The organism is Specibacter sp. NPDC078709, assembly GCF_040686795.1.
Classification (GTDB): domain Bacteria; phylum Actinomycetota; class Actinomycetes; order Actinomycetales; family Micrococcaceae; genus Specibacter.
Window position 1 is genome coordinate 478,165 of sequence record NZ_JBFBLU010000001.1, and the last position, 18,777, is coordinate 496,941.

18 protein-coding genes are annotated in these 18,777 nt (G+C 62.5%); 8 read left to right on the plus strand and 10 right to left on the minus strand.

Annotated elements, in window-relative coordinates:
• Nucleotides 1–185: 185 nt before the first annotated feature.
• The 3 genes from AB0P14_RS02080 to AB0P14_RS02090 all read right to left on the minus strand — a co-directional run bounded on the left by AB0P14_RS02080 (nt 186) and on the right by AB0P14_RS02090 (nt 2,894).
• On the minus strand, nt 186–1,394 hold the full coding sequence (locus AB0P14_RS02080) for an amidohydrolase (protein ID WP_363837059.1): 1,209 nt from the start codon (nt 1,392–1,394) through the stop codon (nt 186–188).
• A gap of 159 nt (nt 1,395–1,553) precedes the next feature.
• The gene (locus AB0P14_RS02085; RefSeq protein ID WP_363837062.1) at nt 1,554–2,699 is read right to left on the minus strand and encodes a sugar phosphate nucleotidyltransferase; all 1,146 of its coding nucleotides are present in this window, start codon (nt 2,697–2,699) and stop codon (nt 1,554–1,556) included.
• Nucleotides 2,700–2,765: 66 nt separating this feature from the next.
• The gene (locus AB0P14_RS02090; RefSeq protein ID WP_363837065.1) at nt 2,766–2,894 is read right to left on the minus strand and encodes a hypothetical protein; all 129 of its coding nucleotides are present in this window, start codon (nt 2,892–2,894) and stop codon (nt 2,766–2,768) included.
• 171 nt (nt 2,895–3,065) lie between these two features.
• Here AB0P14_RS02090 and sdhC point away from each other — a divergent pair, with 171 nt between their 5' ends.
• From sdhC to AB0P14_RS02110, 4 genes are all read left to right on the plus strand, one after another.
• On the plus strand, nt 3,066–3,458 hold the full coding sequence (gene sdhC / locus AB0P14_RS02095) for a succinate dehydrogenase, cytochrome b556 subunit (RefSeq protein WP_074711603.1): 393 nt from the start codon (nt 3,066–3,068) through the stop codon (nt 3,456–3,458).
• Entirely contained in the window at nt 3,459–3,926 is a 468-nt protein-coding gene (locus tag AB0P14_RS02100) for a succinate dehydrogenase hydrophobic membrane anchor subunit (protein ID WP_363837067.1), read from the plus strand.
• A 93-nt stretch (nt 3,927–4,019) separates the two neighbouring features.
• Nucleotides 4,020–5,819 carry a succinate dehydrogenase flavoprotein subunit gene (gene sdhA / locus AB0P14_RS02105; protein WP_363837070.1) on the plus strand — a complete coding sequence of 600 codons (1,800 nt, stop codon included), beginning with the start codon at nt 4,020–4,022 and terminating at the stop codon, nt 5,817–5,819.
• An 8-nt stretch (nt 5,820–5,827) separates the two neighbouring features.
• Complete coding sequence (locus AB0P14_RS02110) at nt 5,828–6,610, plus strand: succinate dehydrogenase iron-sulfur subunit (protein ID WP_363838140.1); 783 nt, start codon at nt 5,828–5,830, stop codon at nt 6,608–6,610.
• A gap of 176 nt (nt 6,611–6,786) precedes the next feature.
• Here AB0P14_RS02110 and AB0P14_RS02115 read toward each other — a convergent pair whose 3' ends face one another.
• The 7 genes from AB0P14_RS02115 to AB0P14_RS02145 form a co-directional block, all read right to left on the minus strand.
• Nucleotides 6,787–9,498 carry a LuxR C-terminal-related transcriptional regulator gene (locus AB0P14_RS02115; RefSeq protein ID WP_363837073.1) on the minus strand — a complete coding sequence of 904 codons (2,712 nt, stop codon included), beginning with the start codon at nt 9,496–9,498 and terminating at the stop codon, nt 6,787–6,789.
• Nucleotides 9,499–9,748: 250 nt separating this feature from the next.
• Nucleotides 9,749–10,840: a YhjD/YihY/BrkB family envelope integrity protein gene (locus AB0P14_RS02120; RefSeq protein ID WP_363837075.1), complete on the minus strand. Its 1,092-nt coding sequence runs from the start codon at nt 10,838–10,840 to the stop codon at nt 9,749–9,751.
• Entirely contained in the window at nt 10,818–11,318 is a 501-nt protein-coding gene (locus tag AB0P14_RS02125; RefSeq protein ID WP_363837077.1) for a 2'-5' RNA ligase family protein, read from the minus strand. The genes AB0P14_RS02120 and AB0P14_RS02125 overlap by 23 nt, the downstream gene beginning before the upstream one ends.
• A 59-nt stretch (nt 11,319–11,377) precedes the next feature.
• Nucleotides 11,378–12,406, minus strand: coding sequence for a tryptophan--tRNA ligase (trpS, locus tag AB0P14_RS02130; RefSeq protein ID WP_363837080.1), 1,029 nt, complete (start codon nt 12,404–12,406; stop codon nt 11,378–11,380).
• Nucleotides 12,407–12,423: 17 nt separating this feature from the next.
• A complete protein-coding gene (locus tag AB0P14_RS02135) occupies nt 12,424–13,266 on the minus strand; it encodes an exodeoxyribonuclease III (RefSeq protein ID WP_363837083.1) in 843 nt (280 codons plus the stop codon).
• A 91-nt stretch (nt 13,267–13,357) separates the two neighbouring features.
• Nucleotides 13,358–13,984: a hypothetical protein gene (locus AB0P14_RS02140; RefSeq protein WP_363837086.1), complete on the minus strand. Its 627-nt coding sequence runs from the start codon at nt 13,982–13,984 to the stop codon at nt 13,358–13,360.
• Nucleotides 13,985–14,174: 190 nt separating this feature from the next.
• Nucleotides 14,175–14,999 (minus strand): GAP family protein, encoded by an 825-nt coding sequence (locus AB0P14_RS02145; protein WP_363837089.1) that lies wholly within the window; start codon nt 14,997–14,999, stop codon nt 14,175–14,177.
• A gap of 125 nt (nt 15,000–15,124) precedes the next feature.
• On the opposite strand from AB0P14_RS02145, the gene AB0P14_RS02150 reads away from it, so the two are divergent.
• The 4 genes from AB0P14_RS02150 to AB0P14_RS02165 all read left to right on the plus strand — a co-directional run bounded on the left by AB0P14_RS02150 (nt 15,125) and on the right by AB0P14_RS02165 (nt 18,698).
• Entirely contained in the window at nt 15,125–16,528 is a 1,404-nt protein-coding gene (locus tag AB0P14_RS02150) for a histidine kinase (protein ID WP_363837092.1), read from the plus strand.
• Nucleotides 16,525–17,193, plus strand: coding sequence for a response regulator transcription factor (locus AB0P14_RS02155; RefSeq protein ID WP_363837094.1), 669 nt, complete (start codon nt 16,525–16,527; stop codon nt 17,191–17,193). Before AB0P14_RS02150 ends, AB0P14_RS02155 begins: the two co-directional genes overlap by 4 nt.
• A gap of 120 nt (nt 17,194–17,313) precedes the next feature.
• Nucleotides 17,314–18,393 (plus strand): M4 family metallopeptidase, encoded by a 1,080-nt coding sequence (locus AB0P14_RS02160; RefSeq protein ID WP_363837097.1) that lies wholly within the window; start codon nt 17,314–17,316, stop codon nt 18,391–18,393.
• Nucleotides 18,390–18,698, plus strand: coding sequence for a protealysin inhibitor emfourin (locus AB0P14_RS02165; protein WP_363837100.1), 309 nt, complete (start codon nt 18,390–18,392; stop codon nt 18,696–18,698). Before AB0P14_RS02160 ends, AB0P14_RS02165 begins: the two co-directional genes overlap by 4 nt.
• Nucleotides 18,699–18,777: the final 79 nt, after the last annotated feature.

Below are 18,777 nucleotides of genomic sequence, written 5' to 3' on the forward strand. Positions count from 1 at the left end.
CTAGTGTCATAGCTCACCAGCGGCCACCCCAGGGCGCCGTGCCATAGTTCTTCGTTGGCCAACCGTTACAAACCATGACGGACCCAGATGGCGTTGCGTGCGAAGAACTGCTATTCGCCCGCGAGGTTGAAGGGGGTCGGGCTAGAGGCACTCTCCTCCCGAGGTACAGCTACTGATCTGGGCGACTAGGCGTCATCGAGTTCGCGTAGTGTGCGCAGGGCGGCAGCACACAGCACCCGGATACCCACCGACAGTGCCCGTTCATCGACAATGTAGTCGCCGCGGTGGAGATCGTATTCCTCACCACCGGGGACGTGCGTACCGAGTCGCATGAGGGAACCGGGAATGCCCTGCAGGAACCAGGCAAAGTCCTCGGCCCCCATTGACTGGGGAGCTAGCACCACTGAATCATCCCCCAGCTCGGCCCGGGCAGCGGCCTCGATGACGGCGGTTTCGTGCTCGGAGTTGACCACGGGAGGGACACCGCGGGTGTGCTCAAGAAAGACGTCCACGCCGAAGGGCGCGGCAACTTGCTGCACCACATCATCGAGTAGTTCCCCAGCAGCATGCCAAGCTTCACGGTCCAAGCAGCGCATGGTGCCGCTCATGACGCCCTGTCCCGGAATAGCGTTCGGGGCAGAACCGGCATGGATTTGTCCCCACACCACAGAGACGCCGCTTCGGACATCCACCCGGCGGGACAGCACGGCGGGAACACTGACGGCAATCTGCGCCAAGGCAAAAACAAGGTCTTCGGTCAGGTGCGGGCGCGAGGTGTGACCGCCGCGTCCGGAGAGTTCAATTTTGATGGTGTCCGAGGCGCTCGTGATGGGGCCGATGCGGGTGCCGATCTTACCCACCTCGATGCGCGGATCACAGTGCAGCGCCATGATGCGGGGAACGCCGTCGAGTGCGCCTTGGTCGATGCAGGACAAGGCGCCGCCGGGCATGGTCTCTTCTGCGGGCTGGAAAATGATGCGCACCCGGCCGCCCAGCGGTTCGTGCGCATGCATCCGGGCGAGCACCAACGCTATGCCGAGCATGGTGGCGGTGTGGAAATCATGGCCGCAGCCGTGAGTGACGCCGTGGTTGCGGGAGGCGAAAGGGAGAGCTGTTTCCTCAACGATGGGCAGGGCGTCAATGTCGCCGCGCAACGCCGTCGCAATGGGGCCTTCGCCGACGTCGACAATCACCCCAGTGCCTTCCAGCCGGCGGGGCGCCAGGCCTGCTGCCAACAGGTGTTCGTAGATTTTCTCTGAAGTACGGAATTCCTGGAAGGACAGTTCCGGGTGGGCATGAATGTCCCGTCGGAACTCTATGACTTGTGCCAGGAGGGGCTCCAGCCAGGGGCCTACCAGCTCAGTTGCATCTGTTTCCATCGAGTAATTGCGCACCTTCAAACTCTAATGGTGTCAGTACCCGGCGGTGGCATTAGCGGCGTAGCGTTACGCAAGCTCGGTGCAGCTACTTGCTTCTGCCGCCGACTGAGGTGCCAACGGAGCTCGCGAGCTCTGGCACCACACGCGCTACAGGCACCACAGGCGCCACAGGCGCTACAGAACGTCGGTGTCGCCGCGGGCTTTGAGTCCGTCCACTGCTTTTTTGACCAGTTGCGAATGTGCCCGGGTGGTGACCAGGAGTGCATCTGGGGTGTCCACAACCACCACGTCCTGGATCCCGATCAGGGCGATAACACGCTTGGTGTCAGTCACCACGATTCCGGTGCTGTCCTCAGTGAAGACGCGGCCACCTTCACCAATAACCTTGACGTTCTTGTTCTCCTTGGCGCTGCTGAGACGGGCAATAGCAGCAAAGTCTCCGACGTCATCCCAGCTGAAGTCGGCGGGAATGACAGCAACATCGCCCGCGTCGGCCGCAGGCTCAGCCACAGCGTAGTCAATGGCGATCTTGGGCAGCGTGGGCCAGACACGGTTCTTCACGGCAATACGGTCAGGGGTATCCCAAGCTGCAGCAATTTCCATCAGCCCGGCATACAGCACAGGCTCATTGGCTTTGAGATGGCGCAGCATCAATTCCACTGGAGCCACGAACATTCCGGCGTTCCAGTTGTACTCACCGCTGGCAAGGTACTGTTCGGCGATTTCTTCGCTGGGCTTCTCCACGAACTTAACCACGGTGTGGGCGCTGGGGGCACCAGCAATATCCAGCGGTTCTCCTGTGCGGATATAGCCGAATCCGGTGGACGCGTGGGTGGGCTTAATGCCGATGGTGACAATCTTGCCCGTGGCGGCTGTATAAATGGCCTCGCGCACGGCGTCCTGGAACTTCTCCACCGGGCTGATGACCTGATCGGCAGCGAAGGAGCCCATGATCGTGGCGGGATCACGGGTAAAGAGGATGGCGGCGGCCAGCCCGATGGCGGCCCCGGAGTCCTTAGGCTCGGTTTCCAGCACCAGGTTTCTGTCAGCGATTTCTGGAAGCTGGCGGCAGACGGCTTCGCGGTGCGCGTCCCCAGTCACCAGCAACACCTTTTCGCCGCTGAGCGGTACCAAACGGTCGTAGGTGGCGCGGATCAAGGTACTGCCGCTGCCGGTCAGATCATGCAGGAATTTAGGGGCTGCTGCGCGAGACAGCGGCCACAGCCGGGTGCCAACCCCACCGGCTGGAATGACTGCGTAGAACCTGTCCAGGGGATCCGCAACGGACTGCCCGGGATCATTCAAATTTTGCGTATTCATCAAGTCCACCTTAGGCGATGCCCCTGCAGGGACGGGCTCATAAGCCCTTGAGACACTGTGTGATGTTCAAAGATCCACCCAGGGGCGTACGCCGGGCTGGTAGCCGGGCACACCGGCGTCGTACTTGAGAAGGACACTAACAGCGGTAGGAACCACCAAGATGACGGCATGGGGGCTACAGCAAAAGGCCTGCATTCGGCCATTTTTCGGCCCGGCTGTGATTTGATGCATAGAGCAAGGAGTGCCTAAGTTGAATATGCTGTTAGCTAAGCCTAAATTTAGGCTCAAGTATGAGTGCTCACGCCGTGTGCGTTTCCCCGCGTGGAACCACGCCAGCGCAACGGTGACGCAGGGAAGGTTTAATCAGTGCCGACAAAACCAGCTGGCACTCTGTATCGCGGCCGAGAAGGCATGTGGTCCTGGGTGGGACACCGTATTACCGGTGTAGTGATTTTTATTTTCTTGTTGGTGCACGTCCTCGATACCTCATTGGTGAGGGTTTCTCCTGAGGCGTACACAGCAGTCATTGGGGCGTATAAAAACCCCATCATGGGTTTGGGTGAAGCAGGTCTGGTCGCCGCAATCGTGTTCCACGCCTTCAACGGCCTGCGCATTATTGCCATCGACTTCTGGAAGAAGGGCCCCAAGTACCAGCGTCAGCTGCTCTGGGGTGTCTTGGCCCTGTGGGCTGTGACGATGATTCCGTTCTTGATTCGTCACCTCACCATTGTCTTCTCCAATTTCTTCGGGGGGCACTAAATGAGTACCGACTCCATCGCAGCACCGCGCTCTAACAGCGCGCAGTCGCCTAAGTACAAGCGCAACAAGGCTTCGCATTCAAGCTTTGAAATGTTCGCTTGGTTGTTCATGCGCCTCTCCGGCGTGGTCTTGATCGTCTTGATCTTCGGTCACCTGTTCGTCAACTTGATGGTCGGCGACGGCATCCACGCCATCGACTTCGGTTTCGTTGCCGGCAAGTGGGCGGATCCGTTCTGGCAGATCTGGGATTTGGCCATGCTCTGGCTGGCCATGCTGCACGGCACCAACGGTGTGCGCACCATCATCAACGATTACGCTGAGCGCGACCGCACCCGCATGGTCCTGAAGACGGTTCTGTACATTGCAACCGCCGTCATCATCGTTTTGGGCACCTTGGTCATCTTCACCTTTGACCCTTGCCCTCCCGGTGCGGTCATTGACCTCCCGTCCTTCTGCCCCGTTCCGTAACTTTTAGTTGCGGGCACCGGGCCCATTGCGGCCCGGGCGGCATGAAGTGAACACCAGCTTTTAATGCAGTAAATGAGAGAAAGAGCATCCAGTATGCAGGTCCACAAATACGACGTCGTAATCGTCGGGGCCGGTGGCGCAGGAATGCGTGCCGCCATTGAATCCGGACAGCGTGCCCGCACCGCCGTTCTGACCAAGCTCTACCCCACCCGCTCCCACACCGGCGCAGCACAGGGCGGCATGTGTGCAGCCCTTGCCAACGTGGAAGAGGACAACTGGGAGTGGCACACCTTTGACACCGTCAAGGGTGGCGACTACCTCGTTGACCAGGACGCTGCGGAGGTCATGGCGAAGGAAGCCATCGACGCCGTGATCGACCTTGAGAAGATGGGCCTGCCGTTCAACCGCACGCCCGAGGGCCGCATTGACCAGCGCCGCTTCGGTGGCCACACCCGCGATCACGGTAAGGCTCCGGTTCGCCGTGCATGCTACGCCGCCGACCGCACCGGTCACATGATCCTGCAGACCCTGTACCAAAACTGCGTCAAGCACAACGTGGAGTTCTACAACGAGTACTACGTTTTGGATCTGCTCACGGTTGAAGAGGAAGCCACCCGCGAGGACGGCACCATCTACCTGCAGAAGAAGATTGCCGGCGTGGTTTCCTACGATCTGGCAACCGGCGAACTGCACGTTTTCCAGGCCAAATCCGTTATCTTGGCTACCGGTGGTGCAGGCAAGGTCTTCAAGACCACCTCCAACGCACACACCCTGACCGGCGACGGCATGGGCATCGCGTTCCGCAAGGGCATCCCGCTGGAGGACATGGAGTTCTTCCAGTTCCATCCGACAGGTCTTGCCGGTCTGGGCATTCTGCTCTCCGAGGCTGCACGTGGCGAAGGTGCCATCCTGCGTAACTCTGAGGGTGAGCGCTTCATGGAGCGTTATGCCCCCACCATCAAGGACTTGGCGCCCCGAGACATCGTGGCCCGTTCCATGGCTAACGAGGTTCGTGAAGGTCGTGGCTGTGGCCCGAACAAGGACTACGTTCTCCTTGACCTGACCCACTTGGAGCCGGCGCACATTGACGCCAAGCTCCCGGACATCACCGAGTTCGCCCGCACCTACCTCGGCGTTGAGCCGTACACGGAGCCGGTCCCGGTTTTCCCCACGGCTCACTACGCCATGGGCGGTGTTCCCACGAACATCACCACCGAAGTTCTCCAAGACAACGACACCATCATCCCCGGCCTGTACGCAGCCGGTGAAGTTGCTTGTGTTTCCGTTCACGGTTCAAACCGTTTGGGCACCAACTCGCTGCTGGACATCAACGTGTTCGGTAAGCGTGCCGGTGTGGCTGCTGCTGAGTATGCCAAGACCGCGGACTGGGTTGAGCTGCCGGAGAACCCGGAAGCCGATACGAAGGCGCTGCTGGACCATGTCCGCACGTCCGACGGCGGCGAAAAGGTTGCGCTGATCCGCAAGGATCTGCAGGACACCATGGACGCCAACATGCAGGTGTTCCGCACGGCCGAGTCCATCGACAAGGTGCTGGCAGATATTGCATCCTTCGAGGAGCGCTACTCCCGCATCACCGTCCAGGACAAGGGCAAGCGATTCAACCTTGACCTGCTCGAGGCTGTTGAACTGGGCTTCTTGCTGGAATTGGCCAAGGTCATGACGGTTGCTGCCCTGCACCGTCAGGAATCCCGTGGCGGACACTACCGCGAGGACTTCCCGGACCGTGACGATGAGAAGTTCATGAAGCACTCCATGGCTTACCTCGATTCGAATGTCACGGTGGAGAGCTCGGAAGAGTCCATCGCCGGGATCCGTCTGGAAACCAAGCCTGTAGTTGTTACCCGTTACCAGCCGATGGTGAGGAAGTACTAATGAGCACCGTGGAAACTGAATTGCCGGAGCCGGCATCAAAGATTGAACTGCCCGCACACCTCGGTGGCGGCGGAGAGATCCCCACATTCGACGTCACCTTGCGTGTTCGCCGCTATGACCCGGAGTTCTCGGAAGAGTCAAAGTGGGAAGACTTCACCATGACCATGTACGGCACCGACCGCGTGTTGGATGCTCTGCACAAGGTCAAGTGGGAGCAGGACGGCTCGCTGTCCTTCCGCCGTTCTTGTGCGCACGGCGTGTGCGGTTCCGATGCCATGCGCATCAACGGCCGCAACCGTCTGGCCTGCAAGACCCTGCTGAAGGACCTGGACACGTCCAAGCCCATCACGGTCGAGCCCATCAAGGGCCTGCCCGTTGAGAAGGACCTCATTGTTGACATGGAGCCGTTCTTCCAGTCCTTCCGCGAGGTCATGCCGTTCCTGATCAACCGCGATCACGAACCCACCAAGGAGCGCCTGCAGTCCGCCGAGGACCGCGAGCGTTTCGATGACACCACCAAGTGCATCCTGTGCGCGGCGTGCACCTCATCCTGCCCCGTCTTCTGGACCGACGGCCAGTACTTCGGCCCGGCAGCCATTGTGAACGCACACCGCTTCATCTTTGACTCCCGTGACGACGCTGGCGATATGCGTCTGGAGATCCTCAACGACAAGGAAGGCGTGTGGCGTTGCCGCACCACCTTCAACTGCACCGAAGCATGCCCCCGCGGCATCCAGGTCACCCAGGCAATTGCCGAGGTCAAGCAGGCCATCCTGGCCCGCCAGATCTAGCATTTCCTGCTATTCGCCAAAGCGCCGCTCCCTTTGTGGGGGCGGCGCTTTTGTGTTCCCCGACGCGAGCTGGCGAGCAGTGGGAGCGGGTGGGGAACGACGGCGGGAGGCGCCGTTACGCTGGGAGCCAGCCTTCCGCCGTAGTCCAGCAGGCAACTGCGCAAGGTGCGTGGCTGTTAGCGGGATCTATTTTCCAGCCTGTCCAGCGCCTCGGCAATATCGTCGCGGGAATTGATGTTCAGCTTCTGGTAAATCCTGGCTGAGTGAGTCTCGGCCGTTCGTTTGGAAATGACGAGCTTCTTGGTTATCTGGTTATTGGTGTAGCCGAGGGCGAGCAGGCCGGCCAGCTGTTGCTCACGCGGGGTGAGTCCGTGGATGGCGGTTGCTGGCACGAACAGCCCCCGCCGGGCAAGCAGTCTGGCCGCATCGCCACGGCTGGGCACTCCCCCGGCGCCAATGTGCTCACAGCTGGCCAGTAGCGGAGCGGCGATGGGAGCGTCGATGCTGGCTGCCAAGGTGCGGGCCCGGTCAAGCTCCCCACGGCTAAGCCCGCCGGTGGTGCAGCAGGCGAGGAGCTGCAGTGCCCGCAATTCCATGAGGGAAAAATCGAAGCTTCGAGCCAGCTCCACGAGCGCCAGCGCCTCGGCTTCCTCCCCACCAGTGGGTGCATACATGGAGGCCAATAGCAGCGAATAGCGCGAGGGCACTTCCAGCAGCCGACTCTCACCGGTGGTTCGGTTGAGCAGTTGGCGGCCTACCTGGGCGGAGGCGCCATGGTTGCCGTTCGCTGCATGGGCCAGTGCCAACGTTGCCAGCAGCAACCCTTCGGACCCTGTTCCGGAGAAGTCCTCAAGCTCGGCGCAGGCCAATGTCAGGTTTTCGGCTGCGGCCGGCCATTCCCCGTTCATGGAGGCGAGCAGGCCACGGCCAAACGCCACCAGGGTCTTGCGCATCCGCACATGGCCAGGGTTGCGGGCTATGGCCGTGTTCATGAGCCCATAGATGAATGAGGCTTCACGAACGTTGCCCGTGAGCATGTCGGAGAGGCACCAGGCTCCGACGATCTCGCCTGCCGCGAGGGGGTACTTGGCCGTGGCCCTCACGGCGTGGGTCATCTGCGCTCTAGCCAGTGCCCGTGATTTCTTGGCTTCACCGCGCTGACCAAGGGAGATGATGCGGGTAGATGCGAGCGGCAGAAAATGGGGTGTGGAACGGGTGGCCGCAAAAACGTCCCTCTGCACGTCAGCGGAGTCCGACATTCTGCCACCGTAGCTCAGATAGATACCGCGGGAGGCCCGGAGCTCAAGGATGGCAGCCTGTGAGGGCAGCTGTGATTCTGTGATGAGCTTTTCGCCCCAGTCCAGCACCGCCAACGCTTCTTCCCACAGTCCCTGCTGCAGTACATACGCATCGGCCAGGACCGTTGCCAGATTGGCCGCCAGAGCATTGCGCTGTTCCCCGTTGGGAAGGCGCTCCACGGATTCTTTGGCGCGGCCAGCATCAGCGGACACGCCCGCCGGATTGTTACTAAACCGGTGGGCTTCCATGCGGTTGATGAGAGCTTCGGCCCGGAGCGTGGCAGGGGTGTCAGCGTGGTGCAGGAGCATGGTGGCCATGCGGATGCGGAAGTCATAATCGGTAAGTGTCCGCCCATACCCGAAAGCGTCCGTGAGCAGAGGCAACGAAACCTCCTCACCCGCTGCCAGGGCCCACGACACTACAGTGAGCAGCTCCGAAGTTTCCCCCGTCCAGACAAGCTGCGAGGAATCCGCCAGGCCTGCCGGCGCGTGGGTGTGCCGGTCCATAGCCGAGGCATGAAGCGCCCGGAAGTGCCTTCTTGACTGGGCCGGAGTCAACAGCCCCTGCATCACTTCGCCAAAGATGGGGTGTGCAAGAGATACCACGGTGCCATAGTTCGGTGCCGTGGCCCTGACCCTAATGAGCCCGGCCTCGGCCAGCAAGTCAACCGCATCACGCTTGACCTCGCGGCCAAGCATTTCCAAGGACACAGGAGCGCACAGAGCCACGATTTCAAAGGCTGCCCGTTGCTCCGCCGGGAGCTGCTCAATTTCCACTCTGAGGATGTCCGTCAGAGATGTCCCTCCGGGCAAATGGCCCGCCCACACCCACAGGCCCTGCCTTGATTCAAGTTGCACAGAATTTTCCAGCACCCGCAGGAGTTCCTGCAGGAATAGGGCGTTGCCGCCTGTCATCAGAAACAGCCGTGAAACCGTTTCGGCAGCCAGCGGACGCCCCGGCAGAATGGCCGACGCAAATTCAGCAATTTCGGCGAGTGACAGCTCAGGGACGTCAATGCGTTGGAGGGCACTGTCCCGCCACGCCCGTACAAGTGTGCCGGAGGGCCCGGGGGCGCTGCGGCAAGTGAGCACCAGCCGGACATCCGTGCGTGAAATAAGGTACTCAATCACGGCCTCGCTCATTTGGTCGAGCAGGGGAACATCGTCAATGTGGATAATCAGCCGTGCCGCTTTACTGGTGGCCCTACCCGCCTTGCTCGGAATGCCGGGGGTGCCCGGCGTGCTGGCCAGGTGTCTTAGGCACGCGGCGATAATGAATTGACCAATACGATCGGGCCTCTGATCGCCAGGCTGGTCATCTTCCTCGAGAACTGCATCGAATACGGCGAGGGGCGAACGTTGGGTGGCCTCGGTTGCGGCAAAATGCACCACCTGCAGCCCGGGGTTCCGGCCGCACAGCTGTTCGATGCAATGGACAGCCAATTGCGTCTTGCCCACACCGCCAGGGCCCACAAGCAAAAGATTTGAGCCCTGCTGTTCAAGACCGGAAACAACTTGTTCCACCAACTGGTGGCGTCCCAGAAACTTTCGCTGTCGCAGCACTGTGTGCCGCGAGATCATTCTTGACATGTGCTTTAGTTCCATCCGGAGGCGCAACAGGAAACGTGCGAGACAACAGCTTCCACGGCTGGGGACAGCACCGGCAGGCACGCACAGCACCCCCAGGTGCATCATATGTCTGGCCCCTTTAGAGGGCCTTGCCACACGCATTCAGCCGTACGGATTTAGTCTAGTTCAGAACCGCAAAAGGGTGTGAAAGATAACGCGACCTAGCCGGGGTTGGGCCGGCGCAGTTAGGCGCGGTCCGGGTCAGCGCCACCTACCGCTTTGTCCGGCGGGGTCGCAGATCGGCGGCCAGCACGGCGGCGATTGCGGCTGAGATCAAGTACACCTGGCTGAGCAGAAAGAACCAGACAAACAAGCCCAGGATCACGGCGAAGGGTGCCAGCAGGTCGTTGCTCGTGATGCCATTGAGCAGCATGGCGCTGAAGAGTCGCAGCACGGTGGCACCGACGCCGGAAAATAGGGCCGCCAACACCAGGACCCGTCGCCGCATGCGCACGCGCGCGGCGATGCTGAACATGACCATGGCGACGGCGATGTCCAGGATCAGCATCAGGGCGATCGAGCCGATCTGTGCGGCCGCACCTGTCAGGAACGTGCCCCAGCCCAGAAATTCGCCCACAGAGGCCATCGCGGCGGTGCTGAGTAGCCCGAGCACGGTGGTCAGGATCAGTGCCACGGCCAGCACCAGGAGGGTCACGCCGTCGCGCACCTTGGAAAGCATTGGATTGGTCCGGTCCCGGGCCAGCCCCAGTATGGAGCGGATCCCTTCGCGTAAACCGTTAATCCAACCCATAGCGGTCACAATCAACGCGGCCAAAGAGATCAGCAGCGTAGTGCCGAAGCCACCGGTGCCCAGGAGTTGTTCAGGAGTGGCGAGCCCGCCGTCGCCGGTGTCGATCAGGCCGGGCGTACTCTCGGCGACAAGTTCAATCACGGCATCCCGCAACACATCGTTGCCGGCGGCGAACATGCCAAAGATGGCGAAGCCAGCAACCAGCATGGCACCGACGGAGAAGAACATCAGGTAGGCGTTACCTGCGGCCAAAAGCGGTCCGCGGCGGCGCGTGTAGAGATTCCAGACGCGCAGGGGAAACAGCTGTGCGGCCCAGGCGTTGAGCCATGGAAACAGTGTGGTGAGCTGACGCCAAGGGCCACCGCTAGCACGCGCAGTACTAAAGTCTTCACGCTTGGTTGCGGTCCACTCCGCAAGGGCCCCACGGTCCAGCGGGCTGGGCGGCGGCTTTTCAGGCGCAGCCATGGGGCGTTTGGCAGCGACGCCGGGAGCTACGAATCCCGGAAAATGGCCAGCCTCGTGGCGGGGCCTATGTTCTGGTTGTTCCCCCAAGGCTCAGCTCCTCCCGCAGCGCCCATGTGCCTTCAATGTAGTCGAAGAGTCCAATGCTGGTCACCTCAAACTCGGCCTCGAAATCGACCATCTCTGCTTTTGCGCGCGCCATGGTGTCGGCGTCGAGGGCGTGGGCAATGGTCAGGTGCGGATGAAAGGAGAACTCGAGCAGGTGCTCCAAGGGCCCTTCCAGAAGCTTGGCATGCAGTGCGGCACAGTCCGCAGCACCATCATCAACGTTGAGAAACACCACGGGCGAGACCGGCTCAAACGTCCCTGTCCCCCGCAGTGAAAGCTTGAACGGTACGAACTCTGCCGCCACCTTACGCACGTGTTCCTCGGCTGCCGTCCAAGACTCCCACGCCCGTCCCGAGACCAATGTGATGTGGGGAGCTACGACGGCGGTTCCGGGCCCCGCGTACATCGCCCTCTTCTCGCCCAGGACCTCAGCCAAGGACGGCGGCAGTGAGATCACCACGCCAAGGCTGTCGGTGTGGGGCGCTGCCGTGGCTCCGCTCTGGCCTATACCTGGCACTGTTAGCCGACCGCCCCGAGCGGAGGGAGGAACCCCACTTTGGCGTAAACATCTTTGAGGGTGACCGAAGCAATCTCCCGTGCCTTTGCAGCGCCATGGGCCAGCAAGGAGTCCAGCTCGGCCGGATCATCGAGCAGTTCAAGGGTGCGGGCCCGGATGGGCTCCAGCCGTGCCACCACCGCCTCAGCCACATCCACCTTGAGGTGGCCGTACATCTTCCCCTCGTACTCGCTCACCAAGGTGTCAGTGGACTTATCGGTCAACGTGGAGAGAATTTCCAGCAAGTTGGTGACGCCAGGCTTCGTTTCACGATCGTGGGCAATGACCGTGTCGGCGTCAGTGACTGCTGACTTGATGCGCTTGGCGGTGACCTTGGGGTCATCGAGAATGTTGATTAAACCGTTGGGGCCCGATGCAGACTTGGACATCTTCGACGTCGGATTCTGCAGGTCATAAATACGTGCGCCCTCCTTCTGAATGAAGGCCTCTGGCACAACGAAGGTGTCGCCAAAACGGAAGTTGAAGCGTTTGGCCAAGTCACGGGCCAACTCAACGTGCTGACGCTGGTCATCGCCCACCGGCACGCCTTGGGGGCGGTAGAGCAGGATGTCAGCTGCCATCAGGACCGGATAGGTGAACAGGCCAACGCTGGCAGCATCGGCCCCACCCTTGGCGGACTTGTCCTTGAACTGGGTCATGCGGGAGGCTTCACCAAACCCGGTGATGCAGTTCAGCACCCAGGCCAGCTGGGCATGCTCGGGCACATGGGACTGGACAAAGAGTGTTGACTTTTCAATGTCGATGCCACCGGCAATGTATTGCGCTGCCGTCTTGCGGGTGCGGTCGCGCAGTTCTGCCGGGTTCTGCTCCACCGTGATGGCGTGCATGTCGGGGATAAAAAATAGTGTCTGGTAGTCATCCTGGGTTTTGACCCAGTTGACCAAGGCCCCGAGATAGTTGCCCAGGTGCAGGCTGTCTCCGGAGGGCTGCATTCCGGAGAGGACGCGGGGACGTGCTTTGATTTCACTCATGATGGTTGAAAAGTCCTTTAGAACTTGTAGTCGACAACAAGCGGAGCGTGATCTGAGAAGCGTTCCTCGTAGGACGCCGCCCGATCCACCACGCAACTCTGGGCTTTTGCCGCCAGTCCGGGGGTGGCGGCGTGGTAGTCGATCCGCCAGCCGGTGTCGTTTGTGAACGCTTGTCCGCGGTTGGACCACCACGTGTAGGGTCCGTCCACTTCGCCAGCGAGTTCACGGGCAACATCCTTGAAGCCAATTTCCTCGCCAAAGAAGCGATCAAAGTAGGCTCGCTCTTCCGGCAAGAATCCGGCGCGCTTAACGTTGCCCTTCCAGTTCTTAATGTCCAAGGTTTTGTGGCCCACGTTCAGGTCACCTACGACCAAGGCGTGATCGCTAGCTGCAGCAAGCTGCGGCAGACGGCCGATCATGGTGTCCAGGAAACGGAACTTGTCTTCCTGCTTGGGGGTGCCCACCTCACCGGAGTGGACGTAGGCACTGACCACGGTAAGGGTTTGCGGTGTGCCGTCAGAGCCGGCAATCACGTAGTCGGCTTCGACCCAGCGGCCGGTGGTGGCGAAGTAGTCATCACCAATGCCGATGCGGGTGGCAACAGGTTCCAGCGCGTCCTTGCGAGTTGCAATCAACACGCCAGCACGGCCCTTGGCTTCGGCTTCGGCGTGCAGCACATGCCAGTCTTCGCCCAAGAATCCCTGCACGATCGCGTCCGGTGCTCGGACCTCCTGAAGGCACAAAATGTGCACATCGCGGTCTGCGAGCCAGGGGCCCATACCGTTCTTGTACGCAGCTCTGATGCCGTTGACGTTGACGCTTGCGATCCTCAAATGACCGTTTTCAATACCGTTGCTCACTTGTTCCACCTTACCCGCAGGGACCCTCGGATTCCTGTTATGCCACCCCGAGCAATGCCCCCAGTGCTACCCGAGTGCTACCTCAGTGCTATTAGTCGATGATGATGCCGCTGACGGGCTCGTCGCCGTCACCAGCAGCGGACGGCGTGGCAGACGGGCCTCCGGCAGCCTCAGCCTTACGGGCGGCGTTCTTCTTGAGCATGGCAGCATCCATCTTGGCTTCCTGCTCTTCCCAATCCGGGTTGATCATGCCGCGGCCGTTGGCGGCGGTGATGTCGATGGTGTCCAGTGCGCGGGCCACCATCTCGGGGTCCTTGCCCAGGTACTCGTTGATGACGCCCACCTGGACGTTGATGATTTTGAAGGAGTGGTCCAGCTTCAGATCGCGCGCTTTTTGGGCCGAGCGGGAGCCGGAGTCCTGAGACACCAGGTGAGTGCCGCCGTCGGACGGGGCATTGGCACTGTTCTGCTGCGCCATCTGGGCCTGCGCGAGCGCCACTTGCCGGGCGCCAAATGCCGCGGCCTTGTGCACGCCCATGTAGACGGCGGTGGAGAGCACCAGCCAGCCGAACGCGATGACGGCGATAACCCAGCCCAGCACGGTCATGTTGTTGGCGGCCATCACCACGGCCACGAGGAATACGATCGCCAGCACAATGGTGCCAACACCCGTGAATTTGCTGGGTTTGGACATTTTGCCGGATACAGGAGAAGTCATGGTTCCATTCTCTCAAATCCCCGGCCGCTCCGGGACCGCCTTCCACCAGCGGCGAACGTGGGCTTTGCCTCTCATGAAGTACGACGCCGGCACGCACCCCTGCGCCCACGTCACCAACGCCGTGTCCCCCCTGTTTGCTCCTACGTTTGTCCCTGTGTCTGTCCCCAGTTTTGCCGCTGGCTGGGGCCTGTCACTTGAAGGGATTCCAGGGCGCGTCGGGTGCCAGGACGGAGAGCCCGCCGCGGAGCAGCAGGAACCCGACGATCCCCACGACCCACAGCAGCGTCTCCCCCGCGAATTTTCCGAGCTTGCCGCTGACCCGCTGCAGCAGCGGATCCAGCCGGCGCCCGAGCGCCAGCCGGAGCAGCACCAGCAGTAGTGCCGGAATCAGCATGACCAGGCAGTACACGGCCAGCACCGCGATTTCGCCGGGCAGCGGAAGCGTTGAGTTGGAAAGGAACCCGATCGCCACGAGGTACGGAAACATGGTGGGCAGCTCCAGCAGCCCCGCCAACAGGGCCAAGCCGACAATGCCGCCGGGGCTGCGCAGGGCTTTGGACAACCGCTGCTGCCATTTGACCTCCACGGCCGGGCTGTCCGTTGGCGGCAGCCCGGCAGGCGCCTCGGACGCAGGCAGCCCAGCGGCGGTGCTTGCCACCATTGCCCGCTTCTGGGCCGCAGCCTGTGTCTCCTTCTCGGCCTTTTTTGCCGGGTTCGGCGCCAAAGCAAAGGCCAACATGCCTCCACCGCCGAGCACCATGACCCACTGGATCACCGGGAGCTGCGTCAGGGAATCTTGGCCCAGGCCGCCGACGACCCAATCAACACCGCTGAGCATGGCGATCCCGACCAGCAGGTAAAAGAACGCCAGCACGCCCAGGTACAGCAGAATCCGCGGCACCATCCGGCGGGCATCGGCGCGCAGCAGCAGCCACAGCGGGATGAGCAGGGTGCCGATGCTGGTGCTGTCGATGAGTGCCAGAACGGCTAGTTGGGCATAAATTGCGATCGTCATGCTTCCAGCGTCCCAACTACAACCCCGCGTGGCATCGGCCAGGGGAACCACACCCCGTCATACCTTCGTCGCATCTGTCCGCGTTTCGTTTGCCCTCGCCCGGCGCACCACGGAACACTGGGGACATGGACCAATCCGCAGCACCCGCCAGCCCGGCACCTCCCAGCCCGGCACCGCCCGGCCCGGCGCCCTTGATCCGGCGCCTCGCGGGCGGCTTCATGCGCCTCGACGTTCGGAATATCGCCAACATCAAGGTCGAGGACATGGCACTGGCCGGCGGCTATTTCGTGCTCTTTTGGCTCCTCGACGCCGTCAACCTGACAGCCTTCGGCAATCTCAAGGTTGAGCAGCTGGCATCCGCATGGCCGGCCATAGCGGTGCTCGGCTGCACGGGTGTCCTGTTCCGCCGCACCGCACCCGTGGCCTTGGCCTGGATGTGCGGCATTGCGGCCGTGGGCCTGCTGCTGGCCGGGCACGCCGGGGCGTTCGTGCTGATCTTTGAGTTCTTCTTTTCGCTGGTTCTTTTCGGCAGCACCAAAGCCGCCGCAGTAGCGTCCCGCGCCTCCTGGGTGCTAACGCTGCTGCTGGTAATTGCCGCCTTTGCCGCGTCCCAAGACGCCAGCATCGCCGTGGTGGCGGGCGTCCTTGCAGTGGTCACGCTGCTGACCCCCGTGGAATGGGCGGGGAATCTGCGCAAAGCGAACCAGCTGGCGGAGAGCGAATCCGCCCGCGCCGATGCCGTGCAGGACGCGGCCCAGCAGCGGATTCTGGCCGAGCGCAACGCCCATGACCTTGCCCTCGAGCACGAACGCCAGCACATGGCGCGCGAACTCCACGACGTCATCTCCGCCCGCCTCTCCGCCATCGCACTGCAGTCCGGCGCGGCACTGCACGCCGCAAAGGCCGTGCCAGCTGAATCCGCCGGCACCACCCTCCTGCGCCAGATCCGTGCCGAAAGCGTTTCGGGCCTTGATGAGCTGAACACCATGATCCGGCTCCTGCACTCCGGCGCATCCTCCGAGGCTCCGGGCCGGATCGCCGAACTTCCGGCGTTGCTTGAGTCCCACCGTGCGGCAGGCATGGCCGTGCGCTTCAGCAATTCCCTGCACGACGGCGGCCATCACCTGCCGCTGCAGATCCAGACCACGGCGTACCGCATAGCCTCCGAGTCCCTGGCCAACGCGGCCAGGCATGCACCCGGAAAACCGGTGGCGGTGTCCCTTGCTGCGGTACGTTCCGGCCCACCGACCGGAGCAACATCCGAAGCATCCGGGAGCGCCGGCCGGGACCTTTTGCTGACCGTCAGCAGTGCACTGCCCGAAGGCGCTGCCGGGGCATCCACGGGAACGGGGACCGGCATTCCCAGCATGCACTTCCGTGCGGCACATGCAGGCGGAACACTGTCCGCTGCCCCCGATGGCGAGGACTGGAAGGTAGCGCTGCGGCTGCCACTGCCAGACCTGGCGGCACCGGCAAGGACCGAAAACCAGCCATCACCTGCAACCCACAACGAAGGCCCCGCAGCATGACCGTGCACCCCGCTCCTGACCCGAAACCCATCACGGTGCTGATAGCCGATGACCACGCCGCCATCCGGCTCGGCATGCGCATGGTCGTGGACACCTCAACCGACATGGCGGTGGTTGGCGAGGCCGGTGACGGGGCAACCGCTGTCAGCATGGCACGGGCTTTACGGCCCGACGTCGTGCTGATGGATTTGCGCATGCCTGTCATGGACGGGGTCGAGGCGACTCGGCAGATTTGCAGCGAGGGAACGGCCAAGGTGCTGGTGTTGACGACCTTTGACCACGACTCCTACCTGTTCGGTGCGCTGCGGGCCGGCGCCGACGGTTTCCTGCTCAAGAGCGCCGAACCGGAGGCCATCACCGAGGCGCTGCGGCGCGTCCACCTGGGCGATCAGGTCATTGCCCCGGAGGTCACGGCGCGGATCGTCGCGGCTGCGCTGGCCGAGGGCGCCGGGCCCGCCCCTGCCAGTTCCGAGCCGGCCGGACTGGAGCAACTCACGAACCGGGAACGGGAGGTTTTTGAGTGCCTGGGCGACGGCCTGACCAATTATTCAATTGGCCGCCAACTCGGCATCTCGGAAGCCACGGTGAAGACGCATGTCTCCCGGGTATTGGCCAAGCTTGGCCTGCAGTCGCGGGTGCAGGCGGCGCTGCTCCGGGGTCGCTAGGGTCCGGGGTCGCTAGGGTCAGGCGGCGCTAGGCGGCGCCCTTGTCCCCCACGGCCAACAGGAGCATCATGGTGGAACAGGCTAAGCAGCAGTTGCCTCACCCAGGGAAGGGACACCGACATGTCAGGACTCCAAGACCGGACGCACTGCAGCATCGCGCCGCCGGACCTGCTCGGCTGGCTGGCAGTGGAGGGCGATCTGCAACAGCGGGAGGCTGCGGTGAAGGCGTTGGCCACCTCCGCGGCCATCCGCTCGCAGCGTGCCGTGATGGGCCAATTCAGCCGCCGGTTGAACCTGCACGCAGGGGCGCTGATGGGTTGGGTTGCCGGGACGGGCGAGCGGCTGAGCATCTACGACAACCAAAAGCAGGGCAGGCCGTTCCTGCCCGGCGTCCTAGTTCGCGGTTGGCAAAAGCCGCCGGTGCAGGATGAGGCTGTCAACCAGGCCTATGACGGCAGCAACGCCACCTACGAGTTTTACCGGGACATCTACGGGCGCAACTCCCTGGACGACGCAGGGATGGAGCTGGTCTCCTCCGTCCACTACGGCGTTGCCTTTGACAACGCCTTCTGGGACGGCACCCAAATGGTGTACGGCGACGGCAGCGGAAGGATCTTCCAAGTGGGTGGACTGACGCGCTCGGTAGATGTGATCGCCCACGAGCTGACCCACGGCATCACCGAGTTCACCGCGGGGCTGGTGTACAGCAAGCAGTCGGGGGCGCTGAACGAATCGTTCTCCGACGTCTTCGGCTCGCTGGTCAAGCAGTACAGCCTGAACCAGACCGCGGCCGAGGCCAGCTGGCTGGTGGGCGAGGGGATCCTGGTCCCCGGGCTCGGCAAGGCGCTGCGCTCCATGCTCCACCCCGGCACGGCCCACTCCGGAGACAGGCAGCCCGCGGACATGGAGCACTACGTGGAACTGCCCGATGATAACGACCCCCGCAACGACAATGGCGGCGTGCACATCAACTCGGGCATCCCCAACCGAGCCTTCGCCCTCGCGGCGATCGCCCTGGGTGGCCACGCATGGGAAAAGGCGGGGCGGATCTGGTACCAGGTCCTGACCACGCAGATGCGGCCCACCACGCAATTCGACGCCGCCGCCCATGCCACGGTGGACATGGCCGGGACACTTTACGGCGAGGCCGAGCAGGAAGCCGTCCACAATGCGTGGAAGGAGGTGGGGGTGCTCTCATGAAGTTGACCATCATCCGGGGCGGGGGCATTGCCGGGATCGTCGCCCGGACCGAGCTGGACGCTCAGGCTCTGCCGGAACCGGCGGCGAAAGTGTTTGCCGGGGAGGTTGCCCGCGCCGATCTGGGTTCACTGCCCGATCCGTCCGACGCCCGCAGGTGGCCTGACTCCCAGCTCTATGAAATCTCCGTGGAGGGCACCGAAAGCTACTTCAAGTTCCGCTGCACCGATGACAGCATGCCGGAAAACGTCCGGCTGCTCGTTGCCTGGGTGGACAGCCGGCCCGAAAAGGTGGAGTCGATCGAATAGCAGTTCTCCGGGAATCGCCGCCCAACCCAGCCAACGCAAAAAGGAGGACGACGCCGGAACGCAAGTTCCGCCGTCGTCC